The organism is Hymenobacter perfusus, from assembly GCF_003944765.1.
Lineage (GTDB): Bacteria > Bacteroidota > Bacteroidia > Cytophagales > Hymenobacteraceae > Hymenobacter > Hymenobacter perfusus.
The window spans coordinates 442,531-458,390 of record NZ_RWIU01000003.1 but is presented as its reverse complement, the minus strand read 5'-3'; the positions used below and the strand labels follow the sequence as shown (position 1 = coordinate 458,390).

The 15,860-nt window shown below is 59.5% G+C and carries 16 protein-coding genes; 10 read left to right on the top strand and 6 right to left on the bottom strand.

Annotated elements, in window-relative coordinates; genetic code table 11:
* Nucleotides 1-237: 237 nt before the first annotated feature.
* A complete protein-coding gene (locus tag EI293_RS11815; RefSeq protein WP_125437846.1) occupies nucleotides 238-1,623 on the top strand; it encodes a UDP-N-acetylmuramate--L-alanine ligase in 1,386 nt (461 codons plus the stop codon).
* Between the two features lie 64 nt (nucleotides 1,624-1,687).
* On the top strand, nucleotides 1,688-2,395 hold the full coding sequence (locus EI293_RS11810) for an alpha/beta fold hydrolase (protein WP_125437844.1): 708 nt from the start codon (nucleotides 1,688-1,690) through the stop codon (nucleotides 2,393-2,395).
* Nucleotides 2,396-2,499: 104 nt separating this feature from the next.
* On the opposite strand, the gene EI293_RS11805 is transcribed toward EI293_RS11810, so the two are convergent.
* From EI293_RS11805 to EI293_RS11795, 3 genes are all read right to left on the bottom strand, one after another.
* Nucleotides 2,500-2,751 carry a hypothetical protein gene (locus EI293_RS11805; protein ID WP_125437842.1) on the bottom strand — a complete coding sequence of 84 codons (252 nt, stop codon included), beginning with the start codon at nucleotides 2,749-2,751 and terminating at the stop codon, nucleotides 2,500-2,502.
* Between the two features lie 196 nt (nucleotides 2,752-2,947).
* Complete coding sequence (locus EI293_RS11800) at nucleotides 2,948-3,511, bottom strand: hypothetical protein (RefSeq protein ID WP_125437840.1); 564 nt, start codon at nucleotides 3,509-3,511, stop codon at nucleotides 2,948-2,950.
* A 24-nt stretch (nucleotides 3,512-3,535) separates the two neighbouring features.
* Nucleotides 3,536-4,330 carry a M48 family metallopeptidase gene (locus EI293_RS11795; protein ID WP_125437838.1) on the bottom strand — a complete coding sequence of 265 codons (795 nt, stop codon included), beginning with the start codon at nucleotides 4,328-4,330 and terminating at the stop codon, nucleotides 3,536-3,538.
* 253 nt (nucleotides 4,331-4,583) lie between these two features.
* Between EI293_RS11795 and EI293_RS11790 the strand changes: the two genes are divergently transcribed.
* The 8 genes from EI293_RS11790 to EI293_RS11755 all read left to right on the top strand — a co-directional run bounded on the left by EI293_RS11790 (nucleotide 4,584) and on the right by EI293_RS11755 (nucleotide 13,464).
* Nucleotides 4,584-5,198, top strand: coding sequence for a fumarylacetoacetate hydrolase family protein (locus tag EI293_RS11790; protein ID WP_125437836.1), 615 nt, complete (start codon nucleotides 4,584-4,586; stop codon nucleotides 5,196-5,198).
* Between the two features lie 267 nt (nucleotides 5,199-5,465).
* Nucleotides 5,466-7,475, top strand: coding sequence for a M23 family metallopeptidase (locus EI293_RS11785; protein ID WP_125437834.1), 2,010 nt, complete (start codon nucleotides 5,466-5,468; stop codon nucleotides 7,473-7,475).
* 209 nt (nucleotides 7,476-7,684) lie between these two features.
* Nucleotides 7,685-8,050, top strand: a complete 366-nt coding sequence (locus tag EI293_RS11780; protein ID WP_125437832.1) for a hypothetical protein — start codon at nucleotides 7,685-7,687, stop codon at nucleotides 8,048-8,050.
* Between the two features lie 306 nt (nucleotides 8,051-8,356).
* Nucleotides 8,357-8,935: a lipocalin family protein gene (locus EI293_RS11775; protein ID WP_170170352.1), complete on the top strand. Its 579-nt coding sequence runs from the start codon at nucleotides 8,357-8,359 to the stop codon at nucleotides 8,933-8,935.
* A gap of 163 nt (nucleotides 8,936-9,098) precedes the next feature.
* Nucleotides 9,099-9,548 carry a thioredoxin-dependent thiol peroxidase gene (gene bcp, locus EI293_RS11770; protein WP_125437828.1) on the top strand — a complete coding sequence of 150 codons (450 nt, stop codon included), beginning with the start codon at nucleotides 9,099-9,101 and terminating at the stop codon, nucleotides 9,546-9,548.
* A 246-nt stretch (nucleotides 9,549-9,794) separates the two neighbouring features.
* The gene (locus EI293_RS11765; RefSeq protein ID WP_125437826.1) at nucleotides 9,795-10,697 is read left to right on the top strand and encodes a transketolase; all 903 of its coding nucleotides are present in this window, start codon (nucleotides 9,795-9,797) and stop codon (nucleotides 10,695-10,697) included.
* 183 nt (nucleotides 10,698-10,880) lie between these two features.
* Entirely contained in the window at nucleotides 10,881-12,275 is a 1,395-nt protein-coding gene (locus EI293_RS11760; protein ID WP_125438064.1) for a vWA domain-containing protein, read from the top strand.
* 232 nt (nucleotides 12,276-12,507) lie between these two features.
* On the top strand, nucleotides 12,508-13,464 hold the full coding sequence (locus EI293_RS11755) for a transketolase family protein (RefSeq protein WP_125437824.1): 957 nt from the start codon (nucleotides 12,508-12,510) through the stop codon (nucleotides 13,462-13,464).
* A gap of 62 nt (nucleotides 13,465-13,526) precedes the next feature.
* Here the strand turns inward: EI293_RS11755 and EI293_RS11750 are convergent, their stop codons facing one another.
* From EI293_RS11750 to EI293_RS11740, 3 genes are all read right to left on the bottom strand, one after another.
* A complete protein-coding gene (locus EI293_RS11750; protein ID WP_125437822.1) occupies nucleotides 13,527-14,105 on the bottom strand; it encodes a hypothetical protein in 579 nt (192 codons plus the stop codon).
* A complete protein-coding gene (locus EI293_RS11745; RefSeq protein ID WP_125437820.1) occupies nucleotides 14,095-14,394 on the bottom strand; it encodes a hypothetical protein in 300 nt (99 codons plus the stop codon). The genes EI293_RS11750 and EI293_RS11745 overlap by 11 nt, the downstream gene beginning before the upstream one ends.
* 98 nt (nucleotides 14,395-14,492) lie before the next feature.
* Nucleotides 14,493-15,860 carry a chloride channel protein gene (locus EI293_RS11740; RefSeq protein ID WP_125437818.1) on the bottom strand — a complete coding sequence of 456 codons (1,368 nt, stop codon included), beginning with the start codon at nucleotides 15,858-15,860 and terminating at the stop codon, nucleotides 14,493-14,495.

Below are 15,860 nucleotides of genomic sequence, written 5' to 3'. Positions count from 1 at the left end.
GTTCCGGCCGGAATTTCTTCCGCCAGTCCGTGTTTTTGCCCAAAGGGGCACAAAGTTAACGGCTGGGCCTTACAATCCCGGGGCCGCGCAAAAGGTTTCTTTTCCGTGAAGACGCGGCAGGCTGAGAGGATTAAACCGCGTACTTTTTGCTGTTACACAGGATAGGATTACCAGGCCATTTTCCCACCCCAAAAAAACACCCCGTACCTTTGCGGCCCTATTCCTCTTTGTTACCGAATGGCTGCTACTCCTTCTTCCCTCCAACGCCTGCACCTGATTGCCACCGGGGGCAGTATCATGCACAACCTGGCCCTGGCCCTGCACCAGCGCGGCGCCCACGTCACCGGCTCCGACGACGAAATCTTTGAGCCGGCCAAGAGCCGCCTGGCCAAGGCCGGGCTGCTGCCGGCCCAGGAGGGCTGGTTTCCAGAGAAGATAACGGCCGACCTCGACGCGGTGATTGTGGGCATGCACGCCCGCCCTGATAACCCCGAGCTGTTGCGGGCCCAGGAGTTGGGTCTGCGGGTGTACTCCTTTCCCGAATTCATCTACGAAGCCTCCCGCGACAAGCAGCGCATCGTCATCGGCGGCTCGCACGGCAAAACCAGCATTACCTCCCTCATTCTGCACGTACTGCGCCACCACGGCCGTAAGTTCGATTACGCCGTGGGCGCGCAGCTGGAGGGTTTCGAGCTGATGGTGCAGCTGACCGACGACGCGCCCATCATCATCATTGAGGGCGACGAGTATCTCTCTTCGCCGATTGACCGGCGGCCCAAGTTTCACTTGTACCAGCACCACATCGGGGTTATTTCCGGCATCAGCTGGGACCACATCAACGTATTCCCGACCGAAGAAATCTACCGGGAGCAGTTCCGCATCTTCGCCGAGATGACGCCCAAGGCCGGCGTGCTCATCTACGACCAGGACGACGAGCAGGTGCAGCTGGTGACGGTGCCCAGCTCGCCCGCCGTGAAGTATATCGGCTACGGCCCGCACGAGCACGTCATCCGGGACGGTAAAACCTTCCTGCTCAATAAGAAAGATGAGGAAGTGCCCGTGCAGGTGTTCGGCGAGCATAACCTGCGCAACATTTCGGCGGCCAAGGAAGTGTGCAAGCAGCTGGGTATCAAGGGCAAGGAGTTCTACGAAGCCCTGGCCACTTTTAAAGGCGCGGCGCGCCGGCTAGAGCTGGTGAAGGAAGGTGCTACCTCAGTGGTGTACAAGGATTTCGCCCACGCACCCAGCAAGCTCAAGGCTACCGCCACGGCCTTCAAAAAGCAGTTTCCGCAGCGCAAACTGGTGGCCTGCCTGGAGCTGCACACCTTCAGCTCCCTCAACCCGGCCTTTTTGCCCCAGTACGCCCACACCTTCGACGCGCCCGACGTGGCGGTGGTGTACTTCAACCCGCAGGTGCTGGCCCACAAGCGCCTGCCCGCTTTGCCGCCCGAAGCGGTGCAGCAGGCTTTCCAGCGCCCCGACCTGCGCGTGTTTACCGATAGCCGGGAACTGGCAGCCTTCCTGCACGAGCAAAGTTGGCAGAACGCTAACCTGCTGATGATGACCTCGGGCACCTTCGACGGATTGGACCTGAACAAGCTGGCAGCCGAGGTGACCCACTAACTTACGCTTGGCTGCCGGCGGCCTTTCACCCAGAAACGCCGGCCGTCAGTTGAGCTGTCAACGCATGAAACACACTATTCTGCTCCTGCACGGAGCCCTCGGCTCGGAAGCGCAGCTGAAGTTTCTGAAGCGGGAGCTGCCGCCGTTCTACGATATCCACTCGTTTTCCTTTGCCGGGCACGGCGGCCGGCCGCTGGCGGCTGGCCTCTCCATGAAGGAGCTGGCCCAGGAAGTCCGGCAGTTCCTCCTAGATCAGAACCTGCCACCGGTGCACGTATTCGGGTACAGCATGGGCGGCTACGCGGCCCTGACGGCCGCCGTGGCGTGGCCGGAGCTGTTCAGCAGCATCACCACGCTGGGCACCAAGTTCGATTGGACGCCGGCCACCGCCGCTCAGGCGACGCGCTTTCTGGACGCGGATGGCATGCGGGAAAAAGTACCGCAGTTTGCCAGTCAGCTGGAGCAGCTGCACGCTCCCACCCCGCTACCCGAGTTGCTGACGGCCACTACTACCCTGCTGCGGGGCCTTGGCGACGCTCCGTTGCTGAACGCGCACAATCTGGCCGAGCTGGAGATTCCGGTGCAAGTACTGGTGGGCGAGCTGGATAAAACGGCCGGCGTAGATGCCTCCCGCTCCTACGCCGACCACATGCCCCGCGCCACGTTCGAAATCGTCATGAACACTCCCCACCCGCTGGATAAAATCAACCCCGATTTGCTGGTGAACCGTATTGCGCGGTTTGTGGAGTTGGTGGAAGAAGGCATGATGTAGCCACTCAGAAAGCATATAATCAGGTGCTAAATCACTAAAAACCTAACAGGCCCCGCCAGATTGGCGGAGCCTGTTAGGTTTTTGACTCATGTAATACGGTTCGTTTACCCGGCGGTGGTGATGTGGGCAATGGCACTGCCCAATTGTTGAAATCCTTCGCGTACGGGCTGCCAGTCGGGGTCAGTGCCCTGCGTAGAGGCTACTACTACTTCATCGGGCGTGAGTTGGTCTACCACGAAGCCGTGTTCGGTGAGCAGCGTGCGGGCCGCTATCAGGTGCGGCTCCTCTAACGCCGGCGACAGTTGCAACTGATAGCGAACTAACTGGGTGCTATTGGCGGTGGAATCGTTGTGCATGGCTGGGAGCAAAAATGGTATTCCGTGGTGTACGAAAGATTCAGGGTCGGTGCCGAAGTACGCACCCCGAAGTTCCCCGGGCGCTACGGATTATCCGGTTTGCCCACTGCTGGTTTTGGCCGCCGCTTATCCGTAGTCAGCAGCAGCGCCAGGGCTGTGAGCGAGAGGCGCAGAATCCATTTGCGGCTGAGCATGGCTATTTGCGCACGAAGAAGGTGTTATTGGACTCCACGCGCAGGTCGCAGCGGCTGCCGCCGGTATTTTCCTCGCAGGTGGTGCCCACAATTTCGTTTTTCTCGAAGTTGAAGAAGCAGAACGTGCAGCCCACGCCCGTAATGATGTAGCGGGCCGAGTTGGAAGGCAGGTACAAGCTGTTATCGGACGAGGTTTGCAGCGGCAGCGCCATGGCCCGGTACATGCCGTTGCGCAGGCCCATGCCCACAATGTAATACACCGCCTTATCCTTGGGCGTTTCCTGCACTTTGCGGATAACGGTTTTGTCGATGGCCGTGCCGTCGCCGAACTCCCGGGTAAAGGCGGCCGAAAGCTGCTCCCGGGGCATCAAATAGCGGATTTTCCCCTCAGCTACCTCGGCTATCTGCTTGCTGACTACTTCGCGCTTACGGCGCATTTCGTCGGTGTCGGTAGTGGGGGTGCTCATCTCCGGAAAGCCCCGTTTGGAGGTTTCGCAGGCACTCAGGCCCGCCAGCAACACCGTTACCGTTACAGGGGAAAGCGCAAAACGCAGAATACGATTCATCAGGATAGATTCAACCAGCCGCGCTTAGCGGGCTTTGTAGTAGGTACGGGCTTCCGGCAGCTCCTTCTGGATACCGGCAATGCGGGTGCCGTTGGATGGGTGCGTAGACAGGAACTCGGGGGGCGAGGCAGAATTTTCGCGGGCATCCATGCGCTGCCAGAACTGCACGGCGGTATCGGGGTTGTAGCCGGCCATAGCCATGAAAATCAGCCCCAGGTGGTCGGCCTCCGACTCCTGGCTGCGGCCGTATTTCAGCAAACCCAGCGAGGAACCCACGCCCACGGCCTGCAAAAACACGTTTTGGGTAACCGTTGGGGTTTGCCCTACGGCTGCCGAGGCAATGCCGCCAAGTCCCTGAGCGGCCATCTGCTGACTCATCCGCTCCGAGCTGTGGCGGGCCACGGCGTGGGCTATTTCATGGCCCATTACTACGGCCAGGCCGGTTTCATCTGCGGTGATGGGCAGAATGCCGGTGTACACGGCCACCTTGCCGCCAGGCATGCACCAGGCGTTTTCCTGCTTATCGTCGATGAGGTTGAACTCCCACTGGTAGCCTTCCAGCTGTGCCTGCTCGCCACGCTGGCTGAAATACTGCTCCACGGCCTGCTGAATGCGCAGGCCCACCCGCTTCACCATGGCCGCCTGCTCGCCGCTGCTAACTACCCGACTGCTGCTGAGCACCTTCTGGTATTCCGTGGCGGCCATCGTATTCATTTCGGTGTCGGAAACGAGGCTGAGCTGCCGGCGGCCGGTGATAGGAACCGTGGCGCAACCTGCGGCAACGAGCAGGCAGCTGGCGAGGGCAAATTTCTTGAGCATGAGAGTAGGCGGTTGAGAGAAAGGAAGGCAGTAGCTGAATCGGGCCGCAAACAGACACTTGCTCGCCCGGGCTACTATACGTGCGGCAGTGGGCAAAATGTTTACGCGGCGGCTTGCGGCCGGAAAAAGGAGCCCGGTTGAGGTTTCCAGCCCGCGAATTAAACGCTATTTTTGACCGTCTGCCCGCCTTTCCGGCCGGCCGCACGCTTTTTGGTCGTCTTCGGATGGCCGTTACGCTTCCAACTCCCTGAGCATGAAAATCCTCTGCATCGGCCGCAACTACGCCGACCATATTGCCGAACTCCAGAACGAAACGCCCGCTGACCCCGTCATCTTCGCCAAGCCAGATACGGCTTTGCTCCAGCGCAACCAGCCCTTCTTTCTGCCCGATTTCTCCCAGGACATCCACTACGAGGTTGAACTGGTGCTGCGCATCTGCAAGAATGGCAAGAACATCGAGGAGAAGTTTGCGCCCACTTATTTCGACGCCATCGGCTTGGGCATCGACTTCACGGCCCGCGACCTGCAGAGCCAGCTTAAAAGCAAGGGCCTGCCCTGGGAGCTGGCCAAGGGCTTCGACGGCTCGGCCCCGATTTCCCAGGAGTTCAAACCGGTTGCGGAGTTTGCCGACCTCAAAAACATCGACTTCCGCTTGGAAGTAAACGGCGAGGTGCGCCAGCAGGGCAACTCCAGCCTCATGCTGCACGATTTCTCGAAAATCATCAGCTACATCTCCCGGTTCATCACCCTCAAAATGGGCGACCTGATCTTCACCGGCACGCCCAGCGGCGTCGGCCCCGTCAAAATCGGGGACCAGCTGGTGGGCTTCATCGGCGAGGACAAGATGTTTGACCTGGCCGTGAAGTAGGCCGCTCTAGCTCGTGGTGGCCCGCATGCGGTGTAGAGACGCGTATCCGCGTCTCGTCGTTGCTGATGTTGCGACGCTGCCACCGTCTGGCACGGCACCGACCGTTCAACGATGAGACGCGTATCCGCGTCTCTACATTCGATGCCTTGCTTGCATCAACACGCTCCTATTTCTTGTTTTCCCGTCCGGCCGGGCACGATTGTGCCGGCCGGCGGCGTTGCTGCGGCACCGTTTTCCTTTCCTTCTGCTGCCGAATTCCTTTTCTGAATGCCCGATTCTTTGTTTACCCGGCCGCCACGTCTGCTGAGCGTGGCGTGGCCGTTTTTGCTGTTGCTGGGGTTGCAACCCGCTGCCTGCGGCGGCCAGGAGCCCGATTCGGCCGCCAAGCCTAAGCCGGCCCCGGTTGCCGCTCCTGGTCGGCCCGTAGTGCCCAAAGGCTATTTCCTGTTCCCGATTAAACCCGGCCAGCAGAACTTTCTGGCGGGCAGCATGGGTGAGCTGCGGCCCAACCATTTCCACGGCGGCCTCGACATCAAGACCGACGGCCGGGTGGACTTGCCCGTGTATGCCTCGGCCGACGGCTACATCTCGCGCATGAAGCAGAGCAGCTACGGCTACGGCAACGTGCTCTACATCACCCACCCCAACGGCCTGACCACCGTGTACGGTCACCTCAACCGCTTCAAAGGCCCCGTGGCCGAGGAGCTGCGCCGCCGCCAGTACGAAAAGCAGACCTACGACCTGGAGCTATTCTTCAAGCCCGACCAGTTTCCGGTGAAGCGCGGCGAGGTAGTGGCGCTTTCGGGCAATACCGGTGGCTCAGCCGGGCCACACCTGCACTGGGAGGTGCGCACGGCCCAGGATGAGCAGTTGAACCCGCTGCAATGGGGCGGCTTTTCCGAAATTCAGGACCACGTGGCTCCTACGCTGCTGGCGTTTGGAGTAGAGGCCCTGAGCATTGATGCCCGGGTGCAGGGCAAGTTTGGCAAGTCGATTTTCCTGCCCAAGGCCCCGCCCCTGCCCAACGGCGGCGGCTACGTGTGGGCCGATACCATTGCGGCCAACGGCACGGTGGGTCTGCTCATGCAGGGCTTCGATAGGTTCGACCAGGTGTGGAACAAGAACGGCATTCAGAAGGTGGAGGTGCTGGTGAACGGGCAGCCGCACTACCAGCACGTCATCGATGATATTCCGTTTCCGGAAGGCTCCCGGCAAATCAACCGCCACCTGGATTACGAGTGGCGCGCCACCCAGGGCCGGCAGCTGGAGCGCCTGTTCGTGGACGATGGCAACGACTTGAGCATGTACACCACCGGTCCCGGCAAAGGCCGTCTGCGAGTGGAACCGGGCCAGCTCTACGCTGTGGAAGTACGTCTGAGCGACTCCTACGGCAACCTCACGCCGCTACGGTTCGTGTTGCGCGGCGTGGCCGACAGCTACCACAAAACCCGTTCGGCGGCCGTGAAAACGCAGAATCTGCGCTACGACATCAGCCGCAACCTGCTGGTGGCCACCGCCCAGGACCCCGACACGGCCGCCGTGGGTGGCAACCTGACCTTGTTCAAAGGCAACCGCCGCCTCACCATCAGGCCCAGCTACACCGAGCAAAGCCAGAATGTGTATCTCTACGACCTGCGCGCCGGCCGCCCCGACTCCTTGCAGTTCGGCCGCATCACCAAGCGGTTCGACCGGCAGGCCCTGATTCCTTCGGGCCGGGAGTTTGGGTTCAGCACGGCCAACCTAGCCCTGGGTTTCGGGCCGAAAACGCTGTTCGACACGCTGTATGTGCAGACCAGCTACAAGCAGGGCCTCTGGACGGTGCATTTGCCCCGCACGCCGCTCTACGAAACCCTGGCCCTCACACTCAAGCCCGAAACCCCGGCCGCCGACCCGCGCCGCACGGCCATCTACGGCGTTACGGCCAAGGGCGGCCGGGCCTACGTGGGCGGCAAGTGGAGCCCCGACGGCCGCAGCATCACAGCCCCCATCAAAACCTTCGGCCAGTTCCGGCTGCTCACCGATACCATTCCGCCCTCGGCTCGCCTCATCAGCCGCGGCCCCGGCGGCGTGGTGTTCAAAGTCGGCGACGACCTCTCGGGCCTGGCCAGCTACAAGCTGGAAGTGAACGGGCAGTTCCGCCTGCTGCGCTTCGAGCACAAGAACGCCACCATCTACTCCGAGCGCGACGATACGTTGGGGCCGCCCCTGCGCGGCCCCGCCACTCTGCGCCTCACCGACCAAGCCGGCAACGAGAAGGTGATTAATCTGGTGCTGTAAAGCGGATTTTTGAGCAGTTTGCAGGAGCGTATTCGCGTTGCTGAGGTTGAGCGGAATCATAACCGCTCAACCTCAGCAACCACGAGGTTCCAACAATTGCATCTATACCTCTTAGAAAGCGGGAAATATCGCACGTTCAGGAATCCGACCCTTTGAATGAACGGCTACTTAGTAGATTGCCGGGCAGAATACTGCCCTTAAAGCGTCATATGGACTATTCAGTCGTATTCACCTCTGGTTATGACGACGACATCGAGTCGTTAACTCGTGGCATCAAAAGTGATGTGCTGTTAGGCACTTCCCAAGGGGATTTCTACCAGATGAACCTGCTGACCCTTGCGCGGATAAGCGGCGAGTTTGATGCCGATAAATCCTGCTTTCTCGAAGAAAACCTGGTTATCCTCCACGAGATAACGAAGGAACGCATCCTGCACTGCGTGGAGGCGTTGCACAAGTGGGGCTTTGAACAACAGTGGAAACCGTTGACCCGACAGCAGCTAGAAAAGTATTTCTACCCAAAGGAAGACTGGGTTGTGTTTACCGTTGAGGTTTCCGACGGACACAAAAAATCTTAACGCTCTTTCTCGTAAACCGCTCTAATAGGGCGCTGACATTAGCTACAAACCCGCGTTACGGGCCAGTTTGTGTTTAGTAAACTGGTTTAATGCGCTAAGTATAAGAAACCCTTTGGGGGGATGAGTTTCGTGAACTCCTTTGCAGACGTGGTTCTGCTAGCTTACCCGTTTGTTTCTGATTTTGCGGTTCAGGCAAAGTATGGTTTATGAACCTACTAGATGTCCCAGTTTCTGAACGCCCCTACAATTCCCCGGGCCGCAACCGTTGGCTTTGCGTATACGGCGGCGACTCCTAACCTCAACCCGATGTCCAAGAACCTGCTCAAGCGCCGCCAACCCGTACTGCTTGGGGCCGCCGCTGCCGCCATTGCTACCGGCGTAGCTGCCTATGCCTACGCCCGCCGCAAAGCCTACCCGGCCCTGCCCACCGTGGCCCACGTGGATCTGCACAAGTACGCCGGGCTCTGGTACGAGGTGGCCCGGCTGCCAACCCGCTTCGAGAAAGGCTGCCAGCACGTAACGGCCGAGTACAAGCTGCGGCCCGACGGCAAGGTGAGCGTGCGCAACACCTGCCACAAGGAAGGCCTCAACGGCCCCGTGGAAACCGCCACCGCCGTAGCCCGCGCCATGGATGCCACCAACGCCCGCCTCAAAGTGCAGTTCTTCTGGCCCTTCGAGGGCGACTACTGGATTCTGGACCTCGACCATTCCGACTACCAATATGCCCTGGTGGGTGAGCCGGAGCGCAAAAACCTCTGGATTCTGAGCCGCAAGCCTCACCTGGAACGCAACCTCCGCGACATGCTGGTAGCCAAAGGCCGCGAACTGGGCTTCCCGGTGGATGATTTGATCTACACGCCCCAGCCCATCGACGGCAAACCGTAGGGAGAATGTTAATAAAACGTCTGTCATCCTGAGCGCAGCGAAGGACCTTATCACGTTTGGGTGCGATGTTCGAGCGTAATAAGGTCCTTCGCTGCGCTCAGGATGACAGACAAATCGATATTTCATCCCTGTAATCACCAAAAAACCCTTCTATCTTCGCGGCATGGCAGTACCTCAAGCTGGCGAGCAGGCCCCGGCCTTCGAAGCCAAAGACCAGAACGGCACCCTCCACCGCCTCCAGGACTACGCGGGCCGCAAAGTGGCCCTCTACTTCTATCCCAAAGACGACACCTCGGGCTGCACCGCCCAGGCCTGCAACCTGCGTGACAACTACGCGCAGCTCCAGGCCGCCGGCGTGCAGGTACTGGGCGTGAGCATCGACTCGGAGAAGTCGCACCAGAAGTTTGCCACCAAGCACGAGCTGCCTTTCCCGCTGCTCGTGGATGAGGACAAGAAGCTGGTGCAGGACTACGGCGTGTGGCAGGAGAAGTCGATGTACGGCCGCAAGTACATGGGCACCATGCGCTACACCTTCCTCATTGATGCGCAGGGCCTGATCGAGAAAGTCATTACCAAAGTCGATACCAAGAACCACGCGGCTCAGCTGCTGTAGTTTTCCCCCGAAAGCCTCGCCCCTCCGGCGGGGCTTTTTACTTATGGCTTCATCTGTCATCCTACATCTGGCGTCCGCTTGCGAAGGACCTTATCACGCAGGAACGAGTCATTGTACAGCTGTCGTGCTGATGTAATAAGGTCCTTCGCAAGCGGACGCCAGATGTAGGATGACAGAAACCGCCACGCCGGTTCCTCTGCCAACTTCCTACCTTTGCCTCACCAAACCCATTCTCAACCCGAACCCATGTCGCAGGACACGTCATTCGCCGCCTCATCCGAAACCCACACGCCCGCAGCTACCAAATCGGTAGCCGAGCTGAAACAGATTGCCGCCCAGGTGCGGCGCGACATCGTGCGCATGGTACACGCCGTCAACTCGGGTCACCCCGGCGGCTCGCTGGGCTGCACCGATCTGCTGGTGGCCCTCTATTTCAAGGTGATGAAGCACACGCCCCAGCCCTTCGATATGGACGGCATCGGGCAGGATCTGTTTTTCCTTTCCAACGGCCACATTTCGCCGGTTTTCTACTCGGTGCTGGCCCGCTCGGGCTATTTCCCGGTAAGTGAGCTGGCCACGTTCCGCAAGCTGAACTCCCGCCTCCAGGGTCACCCCGCCACGCATGAGCACCTGCCCGGCATCCGGGTAGCCTCGGGCTCCTTGGGCCAGGGCCTGAGCGTGGCCACCGGGGCCGCCCAGGCCAAAAAGCTCAACGGCGACAACAGCACGGTGTATGTGCTGATGGGCGACGGCGAGTTGCAGGAAGGTCAGGTATGGGAAGCGGCCCTGTACGCCCCCCATCACAAAGTCAATAACCTCATTGCCTTCGTGGACCGCAACGGCCAGCAGATTGATGGTCCCACCGAGAAAATCGGTGGCCTCGGCGACCTACGCGCCAAGTTCGAATCCTTCAACTGGCAGGTTCTGGAAACCGATGGCAACGACCTGGAAAAGCTGCTGCCCACCATCGAGGAAGCGCAGGGCCTGCTCAGCAACGGCCGCCCCGTGATGGTGCTGATGGATACCCAGATGGGCTTCGGCGTGGACTTCATGATGGGCTCGCACAAGTGGCACGGCGTGGCTCCGAACAACGAGCAGCTGGAAATTGCCCTCCAGCAACTGGCCGTAGAAAAAGCCGGCGACTACTAAATCACCCGGTTCGGTCATGTTGAGCTTGCCGAAGCATCTCTCCCGCTGATTATCTCAAATTAGTCAACAGAAACTGCTGCTGAATAGCCCAGGGTTTAAACCCTGGGCTAAGGAGGGCTACCGAAGCGGTAGAGATGCTTCGGCAAGCTCAGCATGACGTTCTTTTTTCCGGCTATACCCGAGATGCGCCATCTGGTTTTGGTTACGTGCTTGCTTGCGGGGCTACTGGCCCCCGGGCTGAGTCGTGCCCAGAACGCAGCGCCTGCCCAGCCCAAAACCACGCGTATTCTGTTCGTGCTGGATGCGTCCGGCTCGATGCGGGCACCGTGGGAAGGCGAGCAACGCTGGGACGTAGCCAAGCGGCTGCTGTCGAAAATGGTGGACTCGCTCAACGCCTACCCCAACCTGGAGCTGGCGCTGCGGGCCTACGGGCACCAGCACGAAAACAAGGAGAACAACTGCGAGGATTCGAAGCTGGAAGTGGCCTTCGCGCCCAAAAACGCGGGGGCTATCAAGGCGCGGCTGAAGACGATTGAGCCCAAGGGCAACACGCCCATCACCTACTCCTTGCTGCAGTCGGCCCAGGACTTTCCGGTGGATAAATCGACCCGCAACGTGCTCATCCTGATTACCGACGGCCTGGAATCCTGCAAGGGCGACCCGTGCGCCACGGCCGTAGCCCTGCAACGGAAGCGGGTGTTTCTGAAGCCGTTTGTGATTGGCATTGGGGCCGAGCGGGAGTTTGGCAAGCAGCTGGAATGCCTGGGCCAGTACTACAACGCGGCCGATGTGAAGACCTTTCGCAGCATCCTCAACGACGTAGTGACCCAGACGCTGGCCAAAACCACCGTCAGCGTAAACCTCACCGACGAGCAGGGCCGCCCCGTGGAATCGAACGTGAATATGACGTTTGTGAATAACGTGACGGACCTGCCCGAGTACAACTACGTGCACTACCGCGACGCCCAAAGCAAGTCCGACGTACTCGACATCGACGCTTTGCAGAGCTACGACCTGGTGATTAACACGGTGCCCCCGGTGCGGCAAAGCAACCTGCCCATCCGGCCGGGCCGGGCCAACGTGCTGACCTACAAAACGCCCCAGGGCACGCTGTGGCTGCAAGGGCCGGGCATTTCGCCTAACCCTTACGGCACGGTGCAGGCCGTGGTGCGGGCGGCCGGCAACCCGGCTACGGTGGTGGCTTTGCCCTTCGGGGCGCGGCAGAAACTGCTGGCCGGCACCTACGAGGTGGAGTTGCTGACGCTGCCCCGGCAGCTGCGGCGCATCACGGTGAAGCAGGGCCAGGAAACCGCCGTAACCTACGAAGCGCCCGGCATCCTCAACATCGTGTCGGATCTGAAAGGCTACGGCAGCATCTACCGCCTCGGTCAGGACGAGCAGCAGCAGTGGGTGTACAACCTACCCGAAACCAGCAGCAAAGTCAACCTGCCGATGCAGCCCGGGGCCTACCGCCTCGTGTTCCGCACCAAAACCGCCACCGGCAGCCAGTTCACCGACGTGCGCACCTTCACCATCCGGCCGGGTCAAACCTCGTCGGTCAGCATTTTTGGCCGATGAGCAACATAGCAAACCAGAACGTCATGCTGAGCATGTGGCGAATCGAGCCAGGGCACGGAGCCGTAGTCGAAGCATCTCTACCGCTGGCTAACCCCAATCGTGAGGACAGCCCCCACTCCATAGCCCAGGGTTTAAACCCTGGGCTAGTGACCCAGACAGACGAAGCGGTTGAGATGCTTCGACTGCGCTCAGCATGACACCCGAATAAACTCCAAAACATACCCCCCCACGCATGAAAGACTTTCCCTACACCGAATCGAAGGATACCCGCAGTGGCTTTGGCGCTGGTTTGCAGGAGCTGGGCCGCACCAACCCCAACGTGGTAGCCCTCTGCGCCGACCTCATCGGCTCGCTCAAGATGGATGCCTTCATCAAGGACAACCCCGAGCGGTTTTTCCAGGTGGGCATTGCTGAGGCCAACATGATGGGCCTGGCCGCCGGCCTCACCATTGGCGGTAAGATTCCCTTCACGGGCACCTTCGCCAACTTCAGCACCGGCCGCGTGTACGACCAGATCCGTCAGAGCATTGCGTATTCCAACAAGAACGTGAAGATCTGTGCCTCCCACGCTGGCCTCACCCTGGGCGAAGACGGTGCCACCCACCAGATTCTGGAGGACATCGGGCTGATGAAAATGCTGCCCCACATGACCGTCATCAACCCCTGCGACTACAACCAGACCAAAGCCGCCACCATTGCCATTGCCGACTACGAGGGCCCCGTGTACCTGCGCTTCGGCCGGCCCGTGGTGCCCAACTTCACCCCCGCCGATCAGCCGTTTGAAGTTGGCAAGGGCATCGTGCTGAACGAGGGTGCCGACGTGAGCATCTTCGCCACCGGCCATTTGGTGTGGAAGGCCATCCTGGCCGGCAAGCTGCTGGCTGAGAAAGGCATCAACGCCGAAATCATCAACATCCACACCATCAAGCCCCTGGATGCCCGACTAATTCTGGAGTCGGCCCGCAAAACGCGCTGCGTGGTAACGGCTGAGGAGCACCAGATGAACGGCGGCCTCGGCGACTCCATCGCCCAGCTGCTGGCCCGCGAGGAGCCCCTGCCCCTGGAAATGGTAGCCGTCAACGACTCCTTCGGCGAATCCGGCACCCCCGACCAGCTGATGGAGAAATACGGCCTCAACGAGCAGGCTATTGTGGCCGCCGTGGAGAAAGTAATGGCCCGCCGGAAGTAGGGTTTGGGTTGATTTACCTATACAACGCCCCGGTTGCACTTGCTGCAACCGGGGCGTTGTGTTTACTCACTAGCCAAACGAATAACCTCTATCCTACGCAGCAAGATATTTTCGCCGGGCTGACGCTTGCCGACACTTCGAAAGCTGACGTTCGGGAATACGATGCTGGTCATCCACTGCTCACCATCATCGGAGGATTCCTCAAGCCTGGGTTCCTCGTTGTCCTTCTTGTCAAAATCAACAGGCCCGTAGTGAGCAATTACGTCAGCAAACGTATGGTGGCCGGGGGTAATACCTTGGGAGGACTGCACAGTAGCGCTGGAACTGAAGTCAATTCCTGCTAACCATTCTCGCTTAGGATTACTCCGGATGTAAAATATAACTCCCTGTTTACGGTAGTAGACCTTTTGTCCGATTACCCGCCTTATAATAACACACCTCCCATCCCGCAGCAGTGCGTTACTTTCCCCTATTATCTCTTCAGCTTTGTAGCCGCTGCCCATTACTCGCCTAATGTCATCAAAGGTTGACTTGCCTACCTGTAACCCTCGGTACAGCGAGTCACCCTGAAGGACCGTTTGGCCGTTAGCCGTTGTTGCAAAAGCAGTAAATAGAAGCAATAGTAGAATTTTACGCATCATATTCAGCATAATGGATAATCCGTTTTACCTGCTGATCTAATGTTTGATAATCGGCCATACCTCTCAGATCATCCACCATATCCTGTATAATAAACACTTCTAAAAAGTATTCGAGCCCGGGACAGTATTTGCTTGCCATTTGATCTGTTTTCCAGTCTTCCTCTTCTTCAGGCAGCTTTACCAGCACTACCTCAGAGTCAGGCAGAACCTTTCCATTCACCTTTTTAACGAATACAATTGCGGCTTCAGGTTGCTCGTCAATTGCAGCTATAACTTCACTCAGCTTCATATTCGTCTTGCTGATTTATCCTTAAAAATGGGCGCGGTAGTGCGCTAAACGAGCTTGAATATACCGATACCCATCCGCAATTATTTCTGAACGCACGGCTATCTACTTGTTTCCGCCTGCAACTCCGCGCGGTGGATTTCCTGGATGTATTGCACCTTGAGCTGGTCGTAAAAGGAGTGGCGGGTGACGAGGTTGGACACCAGGTTGGCCAGCAGCGCCGTGAGCATCAGGTAGAAGATGATGTTGTGGCTGTTGGTCATTTCAATCACCAGGATGGACGAGGTGAACGGGCTGCGCGTGACACCCGTCAGGAAGCCGGCCATGCCGCAGAGTACCAGTAGGTTGGTGGCCGTATCGGGCAGGTACATCCACTCGGCCACCACGGCCCCTATGCTGGCACCGGCACTCAGAGCGGGCGCGAAAATGCCGCCGGCCGCGCCCGTGGAGAAGGAAATAATCGGCCCGATGATGCGCAGCAGCGGCAGGTACCAGGCCACGTGCTTGTCGGCGGTAAACAGGGTGCTCACCATAATTTCCTTGCCCGAGCCGAACACCTGCTCCCCGAAGGCCACGCCCAGTCCGGCAATCAGCAGGCCGCAGGCTACCGGGTACAGGGCCCGCTGCACGGGGCTGGTCAGGCGGGCTTTCTGGCGCAGCAGCCACAGGATAGCCTCGGCCATGCTGCTGGCGGCAAACCCGGTGAGCACCGCCACCAGCATCACCACGAAGATAATCCAGATGGGCAGGTGGTCGAGCTTGGGGTAGCCCAGGTACAGGTAAGGCCCCAGCAGGTTGAGGGCCGTGAGGCCGGCAATGATAACGCCCGTGAGCAGGGCCGACTTGAAGTAGTTGAAGTGCGTTTTGGTCAGCTCCTCAATGGCAAACACGATACCACCCAGCGGCGTATTGAAGGCTGAAGCCAGTCCCGCCGCCGCCCCGGTGATGACCATGTTACGCCGCGACACCTTCGGGTACCAGGCCGGCAGCCAGTCGTTTATCTTCTTAAAGATGGAAGCCGCAATCTGGATGGTGGGTCCTTCGCGCCCGATAACGGCCCCGCCCACCACCATCACCAGACTCGACACGATTTTGACTACTACAATGCGCAGGCTGAGCAGACGGCTCACTTTGTAGCGGTGGCGCGGGTTGCTCAGGTCGATGGCGGCGCTGACCTGCGGGATGCCGCTGCCCCGGGAGTAGGGCGCGTACCGCTGCACCAGCCACCACCCCACCAGAAAGCACAGCGGCGTAATGGCCAGAAACAGCCACGGCGACAGGTGGTAGATATAGCGCGTACCGGCTTCGGCCCACCCGAACAGCTTGGCGTACAGCACCGCCACCAGCCCGGTCACCACGGCTCCTACCCAAAACGGCAACGCGTTCAGCAGGTCGCGCTTGATGTGGTGGTTGGCAATGGCATCGTAGCGGGCTTTTAGCTGACGGCGGAGCGAATCGGGTAGCTGCAT

Bases quoted from the DNA above. Each gene is read 5' to 3' on its own strand.
- EI293_RS11815 (WP_125437846.1), top strand. From the start codon at position 238: ATGGCTGCTACTCCTTCTTCCCTCCAACGCCTGCACCTGATTGCCACC.
- EI293_RS11810 (WP_125437844.1), top strand. From the start codon at position 1,688: ATGAAACACACTATTCTGCTCCTGCACGGAGCCCTCGGCTCGGAAGCG.
- EI293_RS11805 (WP_125437842.1), bottom strand. From the start codon at position 2,751: ATGCACAACGATTCCACCGCCAATAGCACCCAGTTAGTTCGCTATCAG.
- EI293_RS11800 (WP_125437840.1), bottom strand. From the start codon at position 3,511: ATGAATCGTATTCTGCGTTTTGCGCTTTCCCCTGTAACGGTAACGGTG.
- EI293_RS11795 (WP_125437838.1), bottom strand. From the start codon at position 4,330: ATGCTCAAGAAATTTGCCCTCGCCAGCTGCCTGCTCGTTGCCGCAGGT.
- EI293_RS11790 (WP_125437836.1), top strand. From the start codon at position 4,584: ATGAAAATCCTCTGCATCGGCCGCAACTACGCCGACCATATTGCCGAA.
- EI293_RS11785 (WP_125437834.1), top strand. From the start codon at position 5,466: ATGCCCGATTCTTTGTTTACCCGGCCGCCACGTCTGCTGAGCGTGGCG.
- EI293_RS11780 (WP_125437832.1), top strand. From the start codon at position 7,685: ATGGACTATTCAGTCGTATTCACCTCTGGTTATGACGACGACATCGAG.
- EI293_RS11775 (WP_170170352.1), top strand. From the start codon at position 8,357: ATGTCCAAGAACCTGCTCAAGCGCCGCCAACCCGTACTGCTTGGGGCC.
- bcp (WP_125437828.1), top strand. From the start codon at position 9,099: ATGGCAGTACCTCAAGCTGGCGAGCAGGCCCCGGCCTTCGAAGCCAAA.
- EI293_RS11765 (WP_125437826.1), top strand. From the start codon at position 9,795: ATGTCGCAGGACACGTCATTCGCCGCCTCATCCGAAACCCACACGCCC.
- EI293_RS11760 (WP_125438064.1), top strand. From the start codon at position 10,881: ATGCGCCATCTGGTTTTGGTTACGTGCTTGCTTGCGGGGCTACTGGCC.
- EI293_RS11755 (WP_125437824.1), top strand. From the start codon at position 12,508: ATGAAAGACTTTCCCTACACCGAATCGAAGGATACCCGCAGTGGCTTT.
- EI293_RS11750 (WP_125437822.1), bottom strand. From the start codon at position 14,105: ATGATGCGTAAAATTCTACTATTGCTTCTATTTACTGCTTTTGCAACA.
- EI293_RS11745 (WP_125437820.1), bottom strand. From the start codon at position 14,394: ATGAAGCTGAGTGAAGTTATAGCTGCAATTGACGAGCAACCTGAAGCC.
- EI293_RS11740 (WP_125437818.1), bottom strand. From the start codon at position 15,860: ATGCAGCTACCCGATTCGCTCCGCCGTCAGCTAAAAGCCCGCTACGAT.